Source organism: Sideroxydans lithotrophicus ES-1, assembly GCF_000025705.1.
GTDB classification, from domain to species: Bacteria; Pseudomonadota; Gammaproteobacteria; order Burkholderiales; family Gallionellaceae; genus Sideroxyarcus; species Sideroxyarcus lithotrophicus.
Genome location: NC_013959.1, coordinates 629,788 through 642,908 on the forward strand (window position 1 = coordinate 629,788; position 13,121 = coordinate 642,908).

The following is a 13,121-nucleotide window of genomic DNA, read 5'->3' on the forward strand; positions in this document are numbered from 1 at the left end:
ATCAAGCTCCCGTTTTGGTGAATTGTTGGGTCAGGTATGCGCTGGTGCTGTTCATGCTGGTCAGCAGCATATTCAGGTTGCTGTATTGCGTGGTGTAGTAGGCCTGCAGAGCGGTCATGCGATGCTCCAGTTGGCTGATCTGGTTGTTGAGGCCGGTGATGGTCGTGTTTATGCCGGTGATGTGATTGGAGATCAATCCGCCTGGTGTGACAGCCGAGGTGGCCCAAGTATCCAGCCGGGTCAGGAATCCGCTTGCAGAGGTGAACAGGTTGACCACGTCGCTATAATTATTCGACATCGCACTGTTGAGTGCCGTGCTGTCCAGTTTGAGTGTGCCGTCTGTCTGGGTGGAGATGCCGGCCTGAGCGAGCATGGTCAGGCTTCCCCCAGCTGCGGGTGTGGCGGGCGCCATGAAGATGCCTTGCAATTGACTCATCATCATGTGCACCGTTCCGTCACCGGCCAAAGATCCGGCTGTCGCAGTGGCATTGCCATAAGCGGATCGGGACTTCAACTGGGTGTACATGGCGTTATACGCATTAACGAAGTTGGTGGCGGCCGTGTTGACCGCAGCCGTATCGTGGGCAATGGTCAAGGTGGCCGGTGAAGCAGTGACACTGCTCAGTGTGAACGACACCCCCTGGATGGCATTGGTGACCGTATTGGATGCACTGGTCATCGCGATGCCATTGAGCGTATAGCTTGCATTCTGGGCGGCAACAGTCTGGGTCAGGTTCTTCGTCCCGGCAGGGTCGTATGCCAGCAGGCTGTCTACGCCGTTGCCGGCGCCATTGGTGGTGATCTTGAGACTGTTACTGGCACCGCTGCTGTTCGAGGCCAGTACGAGGCGATAGGGGGTGGCACTTCCATCGTTGACGATGGTCGCTGTTACGCCGATATTCGCGGCATTGATCGCATCGCGTATGCCTTGCAAGGTGTTGTTGGTGCTGTCGATGGTGATGCTCTTGGTGCCGGTGCCATTGGAGGTGAAAGTGGCTCCAGTGGTGGTGCCGAAATCGAACGTGACCGTCGTCGACGTGCCTGCGTTGATGGTGGCGGTGGTGCTGGTTTGGCCGACAGCAACCAGGTTCTGCGCCTGTGCCAGTGCGCTTACTGACAACGAGTAAGCACCTGGTACGGCTGAGCTGGTGGCAGAGGCGGCAATGCTTGTGCTGGACGAGACGGCACTGAACGCTTGCAAGCTGGTGTTCAGGCTTAGTTCGGCACTTTGAAAACTGGAGACCAGTCCCTGGATCGTGCCTAAGGATGAGATCCGAGACTGGTAACTGGCGACTGTGGTATTGAGCTTGTTGATGGGTTGACGTTCGACCGTCATCAACTGCGAAACGAGGCTGGGGACGTCAATAGTCCCCAAGCTCGATGAAGCTGCTACCGATGATGTTGCCATGATGCTGCCTCCTGCCCTATGCCTGTTGCTTCAACAATAATCCTTGCTTCAATTGATGTGCACTCAGGTATTCGTCTATCGATTGCGCGATCCCCAATACTGCTTCGGAGGGGAATTGGCTGATCACCTTGCCGGTTTCCGTATCCGTCATCTTGACGACAGGTGTCTTGGTACTGGAATCGACTGTGAACTCGATATTCTGACTCGATTGCTGCATCGCCTTATTGATGCTGGTCACTGCACTCTTCAGCTGTTCGGCCGAAGGGGTTTGCGGAACGGCTGGCGAGGTTGTCGGTGTCGGCGATTCGGGCGTAACAGCGGGCGCGTCATTGCTGACGAGCCTTGCGGGTATCGCTCCCGAACTACTACCAATATTCTGGATGATCATTTTGGATCTCCTTTGACTTCAATTTGCCTGATCGGGTGACCGATCAGGCATGCTCTAAGTTTAACTTAATTAACGTAACAGGGTCAGCACACTATTCGGTGTCTGGTTGGCCTGTGCCAGCACCGCACTACCTGCCTGTTGCAAGATGTTGTTGCGGGTCATCGCTGTCGACTCAGCAGCATAGTCGGTATCCATGATGCGGCTGTAGGCAGCTGACAGGTTCACCGAGGTGACCTGCATCGTGGCGACAGCAGAACCGAAGGTCGCCATGTCGGCACCATATTGCGAACGTGCGGTGTTCACAGTGCCAAGATCTGTCGTGATGCCGGCGACTGTAACGTTCGTAGGCGCTGTGATCTTGGCGCTCACACCTGTCTTCGTGGTTCCGTTGCCGTCCACGGTCACCGCAGTAGCGGCAGTGGTCAGGCCGGCGATACGTGCATTCTCGGCCGTCAGCGCAGTAGTTTCAGCGCCGGAAGCGGTGCCGCCCAGCTGCACGGCGATCTCATACAGGCGTTGCAGGTTGGCGATGATCTGTCCGGCATAGCCGTCATTGGTTTGAGCAGTCGAGATCGCGTTATTGGCACCCTGGATGGCGATGTTGGTGCCGCGAATCTGGCTGTCGTAGTCGGTGGCGATGACCAAGCCGGTGGGGTCGTCCTTTGCGCTGTTGATGCGCAGGCCCGAGGACAGGCGTTGCTGGGCGGTTTGCAGTGCGAGAGCCGATTTGTTCAGGGCTGCACCGGCGAACAGGGCCGCAACGTTGGTATTGATGACTTGTGCCATTTTAGTTCTCCTTTAACTTGGTTCACTTGTGCGGCTTGGCTGCCGCCTACTTTGGTTCGCCTTTGTTCAGAAGCTTGGCAACCGCTGTTGAACCAGTTATCGGAGCATTACGGGAAAACTTTAGAGCAGGTTCATCAATTTCATTGCTGGCACGCCTATCCAGCGGTCATTACACGGTTCTTGCCGGCCTGCTTGGCTTGGTACATCGCCTTATCGGCACGTCCGATCAGGTCTTCGGCCTCTTCATCCTCTCCGCGCAATGCCACGCCGGCGCTGAAGGTGACCAGGATGCGCTCGTTGTTGTGCAGGAAGAACTTCTTGGTCAGGTCGCGTTGCAGGCGCTGCATGGCCTCTACGGCAGCTTTCAGGCCGGTATCGGGCAGTACGATGAGGAACTCCTCACCGCCGTAACGTCCTACTGTATCGGCAGGGCGCAGCGTTTCTTTAATGACTTTTGTCAGGTGTATCAGGGCGCGGTCGCCAGCCAGGTGTCCGAGGGAGTCGTTCAATTGCTTGAAGTTGTCGATGTCGAGCAGGGCGACGCTGACAGGTGTTTTGCTGCGGTCTGAGCGCTTCAGCTCGCGATCCAGGGTTTCGTCCAGGCCGCGCCGGTTGAGCGCGCCCGTAAGCTGGTCTTCGCGTACCAGTTCGCTGATCTGCTCAAGTTCATTCTCCAGCTCCCTGATGCGCGTTTCGGCTTCGTCGGCCTGTTTCTTTGAGGAAAGCAGTTCTTCGTGCGAGCGCATGGCGCTGGCCTGGATGACGCGAGTGTCGTGCATCACGTCCTTCAGGATATGGCTGAGCTCGGTCAGGTTGTCGGCCTTGCCGATCTTCTGGCTGTAGCCCTCGATCTTGTTGTGGTATTCGCCGGTACTGGCGGTCAGGTCACCCAGGCGGTCGATGAATGTGGTCATCAGGCTCTTCAGGGTGGCCTTGGCATCGGTCAGGCTTTGCTTGAGCGTACCCTGTTTGATGATGACATCGCGCAAGTTGCGCTCGGCGTCGGCGATGGAACGCTTGTCCAGCGGGTTGGTGATGATCTCCTGCAGCGCAGTGATCTGACCGCGCAGCCATTTGTCGTCTTCCACCATTTCGCTGACATTCTCTACCAGCAGGCGCAACAGGCGCACCAGACCTTCCTGTATCTTCGCCTTGTCGCCGCCGCGCAGTTCCAGCTTGAGCCAGAACTGGCGCAGTTGCTTGGCGAGGTCGTTGAGACGATCCTTGTTGTCGGATGCGCGGACCTGTGCGATCAGTGTCTGTATCTCGCTTTCCAGCTCCGGCTGGCTGGAGCGCATGCTCTCCAGCGTCTGTGCCAGCAGCTCGCGCAACTGACTGATCAGTTCCTGGTGTTCGGCCTGAACCGGGGGTACGGATGGGGCTGAGGTTGCTGGCGAGGAGGTGGGAGGAAGTGTTGTGCCGGGTTTGACGGAAGGGACCAGTTCGTCCGGGCTGGCTCCAGCCGGGGCGGTGGACCAGGAACGCAGCAGGCTCTGCAATTTACCGAACAGCACTTCCGGATCCTTGGAGAATCGTGTCAGAACGGTCTCCACACCGTCTTTCTTGCGGGTGATGGTGATGCCTTTGTGTGGTGTCTCCAATTGGCGCAGCAAGTCCCGGATCAATTCCGACCAGGCGGGAACGAGCTTGCCTTTGCTGGTCGTCGCGCCGATGTCGGGAGAAGGCGCCGGGGCGGGTTCGCCGCTGATCTCGCGGTACATCTGCGCGTAATTCTCCGGCGTTGGTGCCAACTTGCGAAAGGCGAGCGCGGTCAGCGTCTCGCGGGCGATCTCTGAAGGAGCCTTGGGGTTACTCATGTGCGGCCATATATCGGTGGTTCATGCTCGGCATTATCCGGTTGTATTGCGGTTGCGAAACGACGAATAGTGGCAATTTATCGTTTTAATTTGAGTTGGTCACTCGATCAGATGATTGCTGATGGCGTAATGGATCGCTTCGGCGTTGGTTTTCAACTTCATTTTCTCCAGAAGGCGGGAGCGATATACGCTGACGGTTTTTGGACTCAGCGACATGATCTTTGCCATTTCGCTCAATTTTTTTCCGGAAGCCATCAGACATAGCGTCTGGTACTCGCGGTCGGAAAGAGTTTGGTGAATCAACTCCTTGTAACCTTCCGATAAACCGTTGGCGAGTTGTTCGGCGAGTTCGGTGCTGATGTATTTCCTGCCAATGGCAACGTTCCTTATGGCAGTCAGCAGCTGGGCCGGTGCACTTTGTTTGTTCAGGTAACCGGCTGCTCCTGCTTTCATGGAGCGGACAGCGTATTGTTCTTCAGGATGCATGCTGAGCATGAGTATGGGGGTGTTGGGGCAATTGGCCTTGATCTGCTTGAGTACATCGATGCCGTTCTTGTCCGGCAGGCTGATATCGAGCAGTATCATGTCGTACTGGTTCTGCAGCGACATCTGGATGGCCTGCATGCCGTTCTCGGCCTCTCCGGTCACGCGCATGTCGGCAGAGTCATCGACGATTTGCTTGAGACCTTTGCGTATGAGTGCGTGATCGTCTGCTATCAGTATCTTGATCATCTTGTCGTTCTGCCATGCATGCAATGAGTCTCAGAACAGTGATTGCTGGGTGCGCGCAAGTCTAGCACTGTTCGGGGAGTCGCCGGAGAAGTGGGGGATTTTCACATACACCCTGGTTCCCTGTTCTGGCGTGCTGCTGATGCTGACTTCGCCTCCAAAATGCGCAACCCGCTCCTGGATCCCGCGCAGTCCGAACGACCGCGGCTTGGAGCGTGCATCCTGACTGAAGCCGCAGCCATTGTCGCTGATGGTCAATTCGATGTGCTCCTGGCTGTTGTGAATCAGGACTTCGACCTTGTTGGCACGCGAGTGTTTCATGATATTGGTAAGGGCTTCCTGAAAAATGCGGAACAACGCGATGGAGACATCCGGGTGGAGTTCCAGCTCTTCATCTTCTTCCTCGTTGTGGGCGAGCAGGCATTTGATGCCGGTGCGTTGTTCGAATTCGCTTGCCTCCATTTCGATTGCGGCAACGATACCGAAGCTGTCGAGGTAGCCCGGTCGCAAACTGTGCGCAAGATTGCGTGCGGCAGTCATGGCCTTGCCCACCATGTTCTCGATGGCAGAGGTCTTGTCGGTCAGTATCTTTTTGCTTTTGGGCAGGCGCTCCTTGATCCATGCCAGATCCATCTTGATGGCGGTGAGCAGGCCGCCGATCTCGTCGTGAACTTCGCGTGCGATACGCAGGCGTTCCTGCTCCTTGGCGTCCTGGATATGCGAGGAGAATTCCCGCAATTGTTGTTGCGAGCGCAGGAGTTCGATTTCATCAAGTTTGGCCTTGGTGACGTTGACAGCCAAGCCTTCCCATTCGATTTTGCCGTTTTCCCCGGATTGCGGGGTCGATCCCAGGACGAGCCATTTCATTTCGCCATTTGCAAGGGTGACGCGCCCTTCCCAACTCCAGAAACTCATGGTTTGCGCAGAGTGCTCCATGCTTTCGCGAAAGGATGGACTGTCTTCCGGGTGGATCAAATGTAAAAAAGTATTGATGTCAGACTCAAGCTGAAGCGGGCTTAATCCAAGCAAAGCCAGACTTCCTTCACCAATGTAGGAAAAGGAAAACACGCCATTGCTCTCCAGTACAAGCTGGAACGCCATGCATGGGAGATTGGCGATGAAGTTGTCTAGCCGCAAAGGCTTTTGTGTGATTTCTGACACGATCTGTGCTGGTCTCTTCTCCAGGGCTGCTGGCGGTATGAGGGAGATGTTGTTCGCCAACCAGCGATTATTATTATGTCGATGCCCGTATTGATGTGAGGGAGGTTACTACACGCACCTTGGTTTGGGCAATTCCTTTGTACTTGCCGCCGCTAGCCATTTTCAAGACAGCTTGGGCCGGTAACAATTCATTTGGACTGGGGGTCAATTACGATAGAATGCCACCTGCTAACGAACTTGCCACATCATGTCTTCCGCCAATCCAGCCGTTGCCCCTGAGAACCTGTTCCGCCCGGAAGTGCTGGAGCTGCATGCATATCATGTCCCTCCCGCCAGTGGCATGATCAAACTGGATGCGATGGAGAATCCGCATTTGTTGCCGCAGAGCTTGCGCGACGAGATCGCACGAATGGTGGCGAATGCGGAGATCAATCGTTATCCCGATGCGGGCGCGCATCGGCTCAAGGCGGAGATCCGCAAGGCAGTCAAACTTCCGGCAGGTATGGAGGTGTTGCTGGGAAACGGTTCGGACGAGATCATCCAGTTGCTGGCCATGGCGGTTGCCAAACCGGGTGCAGTCCTGTTGAGCGTAGAACCTTCGTTCGTCATGTACAAGATGATCGCCACTTTCGTCGGGATGGGATATGTCGGCGTTCCACTGGGCAAGGATTTTGCGCTTGACCTGAATGTCATGCTGGATACGATCAAGCGCGAGCGGCCGGCACTGGTGTTCCTGGCCTATCCTAACAATCCCACCGGCAACCTGTTCGACACTTCCTCCGTCGAGCGGATCATCGAGGCGGCGCCAGGCTTGGTGGTGGTGGATGAAGCCTATTACGCTTTCGCCAGCGATAGTTTCATTCCGCATCTTGCCCGTTATGCCAATCTGCTGGTGATGCGGACTTTCTCCAAGCTGGGCATGGCGGGGTTGCGGCTCGGTTTTCTGGCCGGATCCGTGGCCTGGTTGAGCCAGCTGGAAAAGCTGCGCTTACCGTATAATGTGGGCGTCCTGACGCAATTGGTCGCGGCAAAGTTGCTGGAGCATCACGATGTACTGCTGACCCAGGCGGAGAACATCAAGCGGGAGCGTACTGAGTTGTCGGGCGCATTGGCCGTTATCAGAGGTGTTCATGCGTATCCCAGCGAGGCAAACTTCATCCTGTTCCGTGTGGCAAAAGCCACGCAGGTCTTCGAGGGGTTGAAACAGCGCGGGATACTCATCAAGAACCTGAACGGCGGACATCCGGCACTGGCTGATTGTCTCCGCGTTACGGTAGGGACACAACATGAGAACGGGCAGTTCTTGATTGCATTGCAAGATACCATTAACCAACTCGCATAAGGCGGATCATGCGCAGCGCAAAAGTCACACGCAACACCCTGGAGACCAGGATCACGGTCGAGGCGAATCTCGACGGTACTGGCAAGATCAAACTGGATACCGGCCTGCCTTTCCTTGAGCACATGCTGGACCAGATCGCCCGGCACGGCTTGCTCGATCTGGATATCAACGCCAAGGGCGATCTGCATATCGATGCGCATCACACCGTAGAAGACATCGGCATCACACTGGGGCAGGCGTTCTATCAGGCGATCGGCGACAAGAAAGGCCTGCGTCGTTACGGCCACGCTTACGTGCCGCTGGACGAGGCCTTGTCACGTGTGGTGCTGGACATCTCTGGGCGCCCGGGGTTGGTGTTCAATGTGGAGTTCGTGCGTTCCAACATAGGCGAGTTCGAAGTCGACCTGATTCGCGAATTTTTCCAGGGCTTCGTCAATCACGCTCTGGTCACCCTGCATATCGACAATCTGGCGGGCGACAATGCCCACCATCAGGCCGAAACCATCTTCAAGGCCTTCGGTCGTGCGTTGCGTGTGGCGCTGGAGATCGATCCGCGCATGGCAGGCGTCATGCCTTCTACCAAGGGAACGTTATAACGTCTCATCATGGTTGATATCGCTGTTGTAGATTACGGCATGGGTAACTTGCGCTCGGTGCAGCAGGCCGTGCGTAAAGTCGCGCCGCACGCTGATATTGCAGTGACCGGCGAGGCCGAAGTGATCGCCAGGGCTGGGCGGGTGATTTTCCCGGGGCAAGGCGCAGCCCCCGACTGCATGCGCGAGATTCGCTCGCGCGGCCTCGATGGCGTGATCGCCGACGTCGTCAGTGGCGGGAAACCCTTTCTGGGCATCTGTATGGGGTTGCAAGTGCTGTTCGATCACAGCGAGGAAGGGGACACGCCGTGCCTGGGGATATTCCCCGGAGAGGTCAAACGGTTCGCTTCCGGCCTGCATGATGAGCAGGGCAACAAACTCAAGGTCCCGCACATGGGCTGGAATCAGGTGCATCGAGGGGTTGATCCTCAACTCCCACAGGGAGTTGAGGCGGTAGCCCTTCCCCCCACCGGGGGGAAGTTGGAAGGAGGGACCGCTCCCGAACACCCCCTCTGGTCTGGAATTGAACAGGATGCGCGGTTCTATTTCGTGCACAGCTACTATGTGCAGCCGCGCGAAGCGGCGATTGCCCAGGCAACCAGCAACTACCCGCAACCCTTTGTCTGTGCCATAGCGCGTGATAATTTGTTTGCCGTTCAGTTTCACCCTGAAAAGAGCGCTGCAGCTGGTTTGAAGTTGCTGCAGAATTTTATCAACTGGAATCCTGTGTAATCATTAATCATGGATACTAAAACACTGATTATTCCCGCGATCGATTTGAAAGATGGCCAATGTGTGCGCCTGAGGCAAGGTGTGATGGAGGGAGCGACCGTGTTCTCCGATGATCCTTCCGCGATGGCCAAACACTGGCTGGCGCAGGGCGCACGCCGCCTGCATCTGGTCGACCTGAACGGTGCTTTCGCCGGCAAACCGAAGAACGAAGCGGCGGTGCGCGGCATCGTCGAAGCGGTGGGTGGCGAGATCCCGGTGCAGTTGGGTGGCGGCATCCGCGATCTGGAAACCATCGAGCGCTATCTTGATCTCGGTGTGACCTATGTCATCATCGGCACCGCTGCGGTGAAAGTGCCGGGCTTTTTGCATGAGGCCTGCGATGCTTTTCCCGGGCACATCATGGTCGGCCTCGATGCCAAGGGCGGCAAGGTCGCAGTGGATGGATGGTCGAAACTGACCGGGCACGACGTGGCCGATCTGGCAAAACGTTTCGAGGGTTACGGGGTGGAGGCGATCATCTATACCGACATCGGGCGCGACGGCATGATGACCGGCGTGAACATCGAGGCGACAGTGGAACTGGCGCGTCCATTGCATGTTCCGGTCATCGCCAGCGGCGGCATCACCAACCTGGATGATGTGCGCAACCTGTGCGCGGTGCGTTCCGAAGGCATCACCGGCGCGATCACCGGACGCGCCATCTATGAGGGCACGCTGGATTTCAAGGCGGCGCAGGCCCTGGCGGACGAACTTTCGCCTGTCGTGATTTGATGCTGGCAAAACGCATCATTCCCTGCCTGGACGTGACCGCCGGACGCGTGGTCAAAGGCGTCAGTTTCGTCGAGCTGCGCGACGCCGGCGACCCGGTGGAGATCGCCCGCCGCTACGACGAGCAGGGTGCAGACGAACTCACTTTCCTCGATATCACCGCCAGTTCCGACGACCGTGGCATCATCTTTCGCATCATCGAGCAGGTGGCGGAACAGGTGTTCATCCCCTTGACGGTGGGAGGCGGGGTGCGCGAAGTGGGTGATGTGCGCAACCTGCTCAATGCGGGTGCGGACAAGGTGAGTATCAATACTTCGGCAGTGGTCAATCCGCAATTGGTGGCGGATGCGACGGCAAAATACGGTTCGCAATGCATCGTGGTCGCCATCGATGCCAAACAGGTCGCCCCGGGGAAATGGGAGGTATTCACCCATGGCGGACGCAAGGCCACCGGTCTGGATGCGGTGGAATGGGCAAAGAAGATGCAAAGTCTGGGCGCAGGAGAGATATTGTTGACCAGCATGGACAAGGACGGACAAAAGAACGGTTTCGACCTGGCGCTGACACGTGCAGTGACGGATGCCCTGGAGATCCCGGTGATCGCCAGCGGTGGTGTCGGCAACCTGCAACATCTTGCCGATGGCGTGAAACTGGGCGGTGCCGATGCGGTGCTGGCTGCCAGCATCTTCCATTTCGGCGAATACACGGTGCAGCAGGCCAAAGAATATATGGCGAAGCAAGGTATCGAAGTGCGGCTATGAATACGAAAAACATTTTGCCACAGAGCACACAGAGAGAGCCCGCTGCACTTGAAGGATTGGCTGCGTTCTCTGATATGACTACTTGCCATTCGACTAGGCTGTCAAACAACGCCAGCCAAGTCGCTGGTTATGTGGCTGGATTGGGGTTTAAATGACCGAAAGCTGGCTGAATAAGGTGAATTGGTCGGAAGACGGCCTGGTTCCGGCCATCGCACAGGATGCTGCGACCGGGCGCGTGCTGATGGTGGCGTGGATGGATCGCGACGCGCTCAAACGCACGGTCGATTCCGGTGAGGCGGTGTACTGGTCGCGTTCGCGCAAGAAACTCTGGCACAAGGGTGAGGAATCCGGGCATGTGCAGAAGGTCAAAGAGATACGTCTCGATTGCGACAGCGATGTGATCCTGCTGCAAGTGGAACAACAGGGCGGCATCGCCTGCCACACCGGGCGCGAGAGCTGTTTCTTCAGCAGGCTGGAACAAGGACATTGGGTAGAGACGGATGCCGTGCTAAAGTCTCCCGACGAGATATACAAAAAATGAGCAACGATATCCTGCAACGCTTGGCCGAGACACTGGATGCGCGCAAACAGGCTGCGCCGGAGTCTTCCTACGTCGCAAAACTGTTCAGCAAGGGCGACGATGCGATCCTGAAGAAGGTGATCGAGGAGGCGGGCGAAGTGTTGCTGGCAGCCAAGGACGGTGACAGGCAGCATCTGGTTTATGAAGTGGCCGATCTGTGGTTTCACTGCATGGTGTTGCTGGCGCATAAAGGATTGAGCGCCGCCGACGTGCTTGAAGAGCTGGCACGCCGCGAAGGGGTGTCCGGTGTGGTTGAAAAGGCGAATCGGAAATGAGCGACAATTGCCTCTTCTGCAAGATAGTGCGCGGCGAGATCCCGAGCCGCAAGCTGTACGAGGATGATGAAGTGATCGCTTTTCACGACATCAATCCGGTGGCGCCCGTGCACTTCATGCTGGTTCCCCGGCTGCATCTGGGGTCGCTACTGGATGTCGAGGAAGCGCATGCAGCCCTGCTGGGCAGGATGTTGCTGCTGGCGCCCAGGCTGGCGCGCGAACAGGGTCTGGAGCACGGCTTCCGCACTGTGATCAATAGCGGCAAGGGCGGAGGGCAGGAAGTGTTCCATTTGCACATTCATGTCATTGGCGGCGGCAATATCCCGCCGATGGTCAAACGTAGTTAATCGACAAGGAGCGCATCATGGGTTCATTAAGTATCTGGCATTGGTTGATCGTGTTGCTGGTGGTCGTGCTGATCTTCGGTACCAAGAAGTTGCGCAATATCGGCGAGGACCTGGGCGGTGCGGTCAAAGGCTTCAAGGAAGGCATGAAGAGCGAGGAAGAGTCCCACAAACAGCTTGCGCAGGACGACAAGACCATCGAGGGCGAAGCGAAAGAGAAGACTCAAACCAAGGTTTGAGCCTGATAGTGCATCATGTTTGATTTCAGCTTTTCCGAACTGGTCGTCATCATGGTGGTGGCGCTCATCGTCATCGGTCCCGAGCGCCTGCCCAAAGTGGCTCGCACCATGGGGCTGCTGTGGGGCAGGGCACAGCGATACATCAATGGTGTCCGTGCGGATATCGAGCGCGACATGCAGATGGAAGAGCTGAAGCAGCTCAAGCTCAAAGTGGAGCAGGAAGCTGCCGCCGCAGCGCAAACCGTCAGCAGCGCCAGCCGGACGCTGGATGATCATCTGCAAGGATTGCAGGAACAGGAGTCGATGCCGGTTGAGCAGGCCAAGCCGCGCAGTGTGCCGGCCGCAGGAACTGCGCCGAAAGAACAAACAGTCCCCGAACAGAAGCAGTTTCCGACCGACTAGTCATTTCCATTCATCGTGAGCACCAGCGAAAACCTGATCTCCCACCTGCTTGAGCTGCGCAAACGCCTGCTCAATTCCGCCGTCGCCCTGCTGCTGGTGTTCATCTGCCTGTTTCCATGGGCGTCGAACCTGTATGCCTTGCTGGCGCGGCCATTGCTGTCAAAACTCCCTGCGGGCGGACAGATGATCGCGACCGACGTCACCACGCCGTTCTTCGTGCCGCTCAAGGTTGCAATGATGGCGGCATTCCTGATCGCGCTTCCTTATATTCTGTACCAGGCGTGGCGCTTCGTTGCGCCGGGCTTGTATGTGAACGAGAAGCGCTGGATATTGCCGCTGCTGGTTTCCAGCGTACTGCTGTTCTTCAGCGGCATGGCTTTTGCCTATTTCGTGGTTTTCCCGGTGGTGTTCGGGTTCATTACTTCGGCCGCCCCGCACGGGGTGGCGGTCATGACCGACATCGACAAATATCTCAGCTTCGTGCTGAGCATGTTCATGGCGTTCGGCCTGGCTTTCCAGGTGCCCATCGCAGTCGTGCTGCTGGTAAAGACCGGCGTGGTGAGCACGGCCAAACTGCGCGAGGCCCGGCCCTATGTCGTCGTTGGCGCCTTTGTCGTCGGGGCGATCTTCACCCCGCCTGATGTGGTGTCACAGTGCATGCTGGCCACCCCGCTGTGGCTGCTCTACGAAGCAGGCATCGTGGTGGCGAGCTGGATGGGGCAGAAAACGGCGTAAGTCCGGCTTTGCGGCCCGGTCACGGGAGGTGTGGATGGTGCATCCGAGCAGTGTACCGATC

General features: G+C 57.1%; 17 protein-coding genes. 11 read left to right on the plus strand and 6 right to left on the minus strand.

All coding sequences use genetic code 11. The features are described from left to right. Position 1 precedes the first annotated feature (1 nt). The 6 genes from fliD to SLIT_RS03100 all read right to left on the minus strand — a co-directional run bounded on the left by fliD (position 2) and on the right by SLIT_RS03100 (position 6,229). Entirely contained in the window at positions 2–1,408 is a 1,407-nt protein-coding gene (gene fliD / locus SLIT_RS03075) for a flagellar filament capping protein FliD (protein ID WP_013028757.1), read from the minus strand. Positions 1,409–1,424: 16 nt separating this feature from the next. Continuing rightward, positions 1,425–1,796 carry a flagellar protein FlaG gene (locus SLIT_RS03080; RefSeq protein WP_013028758.1) on the minus strand — a complete coding sequence of 124 codons (372 nt, stop codon included), beginning with the start codon at positions 1,794–1,796 and terminating at the stop codon, positions 1,425–1,427. A 69-nt stretch (positions 1,797–1,865) separates the two neighbouring features. Beyond that, complete coding sequence (locus tag SLIT_RS03085; protein ID WP_013028759.1) at positions 1,866–2,582, minus strand: flagellin N-terminal helical domain-containing protein; 717 nt, start codon at positions 2,580–2,582, stop codon at positions 1,866–1,868. A 155-nt stretch (positions 2,583–2,737) separates the two neighbouring features. Beyond that, positions 2,738–4,399, minus strand: coding sequence for a GGDEF domain-containing protein (locus tag SLIT_RS03090; RefSeq protein WP_013028760.1), 1,662 nt, complete (start codon positions 4,397–4,399; stop codon positions 2,738–2,740). A 99-nt stretch (positions 4,400–4,498) separates the two neighbouring features. Further along, complete coding sequence (locus SLIT_RS03095) at positions 4,499–5,131, minus strand: response regulator (RefSeq protein WP_013028761.1); 633 nt, start codon at positions 5,129–5,131, stop codon at positions 4,499–4,501. Between the two features lie 30 nt (positions 5,132–5,161). Continuing rightward, the gene (locus SLIT_RS03100; RefSeq protein WP_041420747.1) at positions 5,162–6,229 is read right to left on the minus strand and encodes a sensor histidine kinase; all 1,068 of its coding nucleotides are present in this window, start codon (positions 6,227–6,229) and stop codon (positions 5,162–5,164) included. A gap of 307 nt (positions 6,230–6,536) precedes the next feature. On the opposite strand from SLIT_RS03100, the gene hisC reads away from it, so the two are divergent. The 11 genes from hisC to tatC all read left to right on the plus strand — a co-directional run bounded on the left by hisC (position 6,537) and on the right by tatC (position 13,060). Beyond that, complete coding sequence (gene hisC, locus SLIT_RS03105; protein WP_013028763.1) at positions 6,537–7,631, plus strand: histidinol-phosphate transaminase; 1,095 nt, start codon at positions 6,537–6,539, stop codon at positions 7,629–7,631. An 8-nt stretch (positions 7,632–7,639) separates the two neighbouring features. Continuing rightward, positions 7,640–8,227, plus strand: a complete 588-nt coding sequence (hisB, locus tag SLIT_RS03110; protein WP_013028764.1) for an imidazoleglycerol-phosphate dehydratase HisB — start codon at positions 7,640–7,642, stop codon at positions 8,225–8,227. Between the two features lie 9 nt (positions 8,228–8,236). Beyond that, entirely contained in the window at positions 8,237–8,956 is a 720-nt protein-coding gene (hisH, locus tag SLIT_RS03115; protein WP_013028765.1) for an imidazole glycerol phosphate synthase subunit HisH, read from the plus strand. A gap of 9 nt (positions 8,957–8,965) precedes the next feature. Continuing rightward, positions 8,966–9,727: a 1-(5-phosphoribosyl)-5-[(5-phosphoribosylamino)methylideneamino]imidazole-4-carboxamide isomerase gene (gene hisA / locus SLIT_RS03120; RefSeq protein WP_013028766.1), complete on the plus strand. Its 762-nt coding sequence runs from the start codon at positions 8,966–8,968 to the stop codon at positions 9,725–9,727. Continuing rightward, positions 9,724–10,485, plus strand: a complete 762-nt coding sequence (hisF, locus tag SLIT_RS03125) for an imidazole glycerol phosphate synthase subunit HisF (protein ID WP_223293814.1) — start codon at positions 9,724–9,726, stop codon at positions 10,483–10,485. Before hisA ends, hisF begins: the two co-directional genes overlap by 4 nt. Before the next feature lie 151 nt (positions 10,486–10,636). Continuing rightward, positions 10,637–11,026: a phosphoribosyl-AMP cyclohydrolase gene (gene hisI, locus SLIT_RS03130; protein ID WP_013028768.1), complete on the plus strand. Its 390-nt coding sequence runs from the start codon at positions 10,637–10,639 to the stop codon at positions 11,024–11,026. After that, positions 11,023–11,340, plus strand: coding sequence for a phosphoribosyl-ATP diphosphatase (locus SLIT_RS03135; RefSeq protein WP_013028769.1), 318 nt, complete (start codon positions 11,023–11,025; stop codon positions 11,338–11,340). The genes hisI and SLIT_RS03135 overlap by 4 nt, the downstream gene beginning before the upstream one ends. After that, on the plus strand, positions 11,337–11,687 hold the full coding sequence (locus SLIT_RS03140; RefSeq protein ID WP_013028770.1) for a histidine triad nucleotide-binding protein: 351 nt from the start codon (positions 11,337–11,339) through the stop codon (positions 11,685–11,687). The genes SLIT_RS03135 and SLIT_RS03140 overlap by 4 nt, the downstream gene beginning before the upstream one ends. A 17-nt stretch (positions 11,688–11,704) precedes the next feature. Then, on the plus strand, positions 11,705–11,923 hold the full coding sequence (gene tatA / locus SLIT_RS03145) for a Sec-independent protein translocase subunit TatA (RefSeq protein WP_013028771.1): 219 nt from the start codon (positions 11,705–11,707) through the stop codon (positions 11,921–11,923). 15 nt (positions 11,924–11,938) lie between these two features. Beyond that, entirely contained in the window at positions 11,939–12,325 is a 387-nt protein-coding gene (gene tatB / locus SLIT_RS03150) for a Sec-independent protein translocase protein TatB (RefSeq protein WP_013028772.1), read from the plus strand. A 15-nt stretch (positions 12,326–12,340) separates the two neighbouring features. Continuing rightward, positions 12,341–13,060, plus strand: coding sequence for a twin-arginine translocase subunit TatC (gene tatC, locus SLIT_RS03155; RefSeq protein ID WP_013028773.1), 720 nt, complete (start codon positions 12,341–12,343; stop codon positions 13,058–13,060). Positions 13,061–13,121: the final 61 nt, after the last annotated feature.

What these genes read in the sequence shown, in the direction of transcription:
- fliD (WP_013028757.1), bottom strand. Translation starts at nt 1,408, where the DNA reads ATGGCAACATCATCGGTAGCAGCTTCATCGAGCTTGGGGACTATTGAC.
- SLIT_RS03080 (WP_013028758.1), bottom strand. Translation starts at nt 1,796, where the DNA reads ATGATCATCCAGAATATTGGTAGTAGTTCGGGAGCGATACCCGCAAGG.
- SLIT_RS03085 (WP_013028759.1), bottom strand. Translation starts at nt 2,582, where the DNA reads ATGGCACAAGTCATCAATACCAACGTTGCGGCCCTGTTCGCCGGTGCA.
- SLIT_RS03090 (WP_013028760.1), bottom strand. Translation starts at nt 4,399, where the DNA reads ATGAGTAACCCCAAGGCTCCTTCAGAGATCGCCCGCGAGACGCTGACC.
- SLIT_RS03095 (WP_013028761.1), bottom strand. Translation starts at nt 5,131, where the DNA reads ATGATCAAGATACTGATAGCAGACGATCACGCACTCATACGCAAAGGT.
- SLIT_RS03100 (WP_041420747.1), bottom strand. Translation starts at nt 6,229, where the DNA reads ATGGCGTTCCAGCTTGTACTGGAGAGCAATGGCGTGTTTTCCTTTTCC.
- hisC (WP_013028763.1), top strand. Translation starts at nt 6,537, where the DNA reads ATGTCTTCCGCCAATCCAGCCGTTGCCCCTGAGAACCTGTTCCGCCCG.
- hisB (WP_013028764.1), top strand. Translation starts at nt 7,640, where the DNA reads ATGCGCAGCGCAAAAGTCACACGCAACACCCTGGAGACCAGGATCACG.
- hisH (WP_013028765.1), top strand. Translation starts at nt 8,237, where the DNA reads ATGGTTGATATCGCTGTTGTAGATTACGGCATGGGTAACTTGCGCTCG.
- hisA (WP_013028766.1), top strand. Translation starts at nt 8,966, where the DNA reads ATGGATACTAAAACACTGATTATTCCCGCGATCGATTTGAAAGATGGC.
- hisI (WP_013028768.1), top strand. Translation starts at nt 10,637, where the DNA reads ATGACCGAAAGCTGGCTGAATAAGGTGAATTGGTCGGAAGACGGCCTG.
- SLIT_RS03135 (WP_013028769.1), top strand. Translation starts at nt 11,023, where the DNA reads ATGAGCAACGATATCCTGCAACGCTTGGCCGAGACACTGGATGCGCGC.
- SLIT_RS03140 (WP_013028770.1), top strand. Translation starts at nt 11,337, where the DNA reads ATGAGCGACAATTGCCTCTTCTGCAAGATAGTGCGCGGCGAGATCCCG.
- tatA (WP_013028771.1), top strand. Translation starts at nt 11,705, where the DNA reads ATGGGTTCATTAAGTATCTGGCATTGGTTGATCGTGTTGCTGGTGGTC.
- tatB (WP_013028772.1), top strand. Translation starts at nt 11,939, where the DNA reads ATGTTTGATTTCAGCTTTTCCGAACTGGTCGTCATCATGGTGGTGGCG.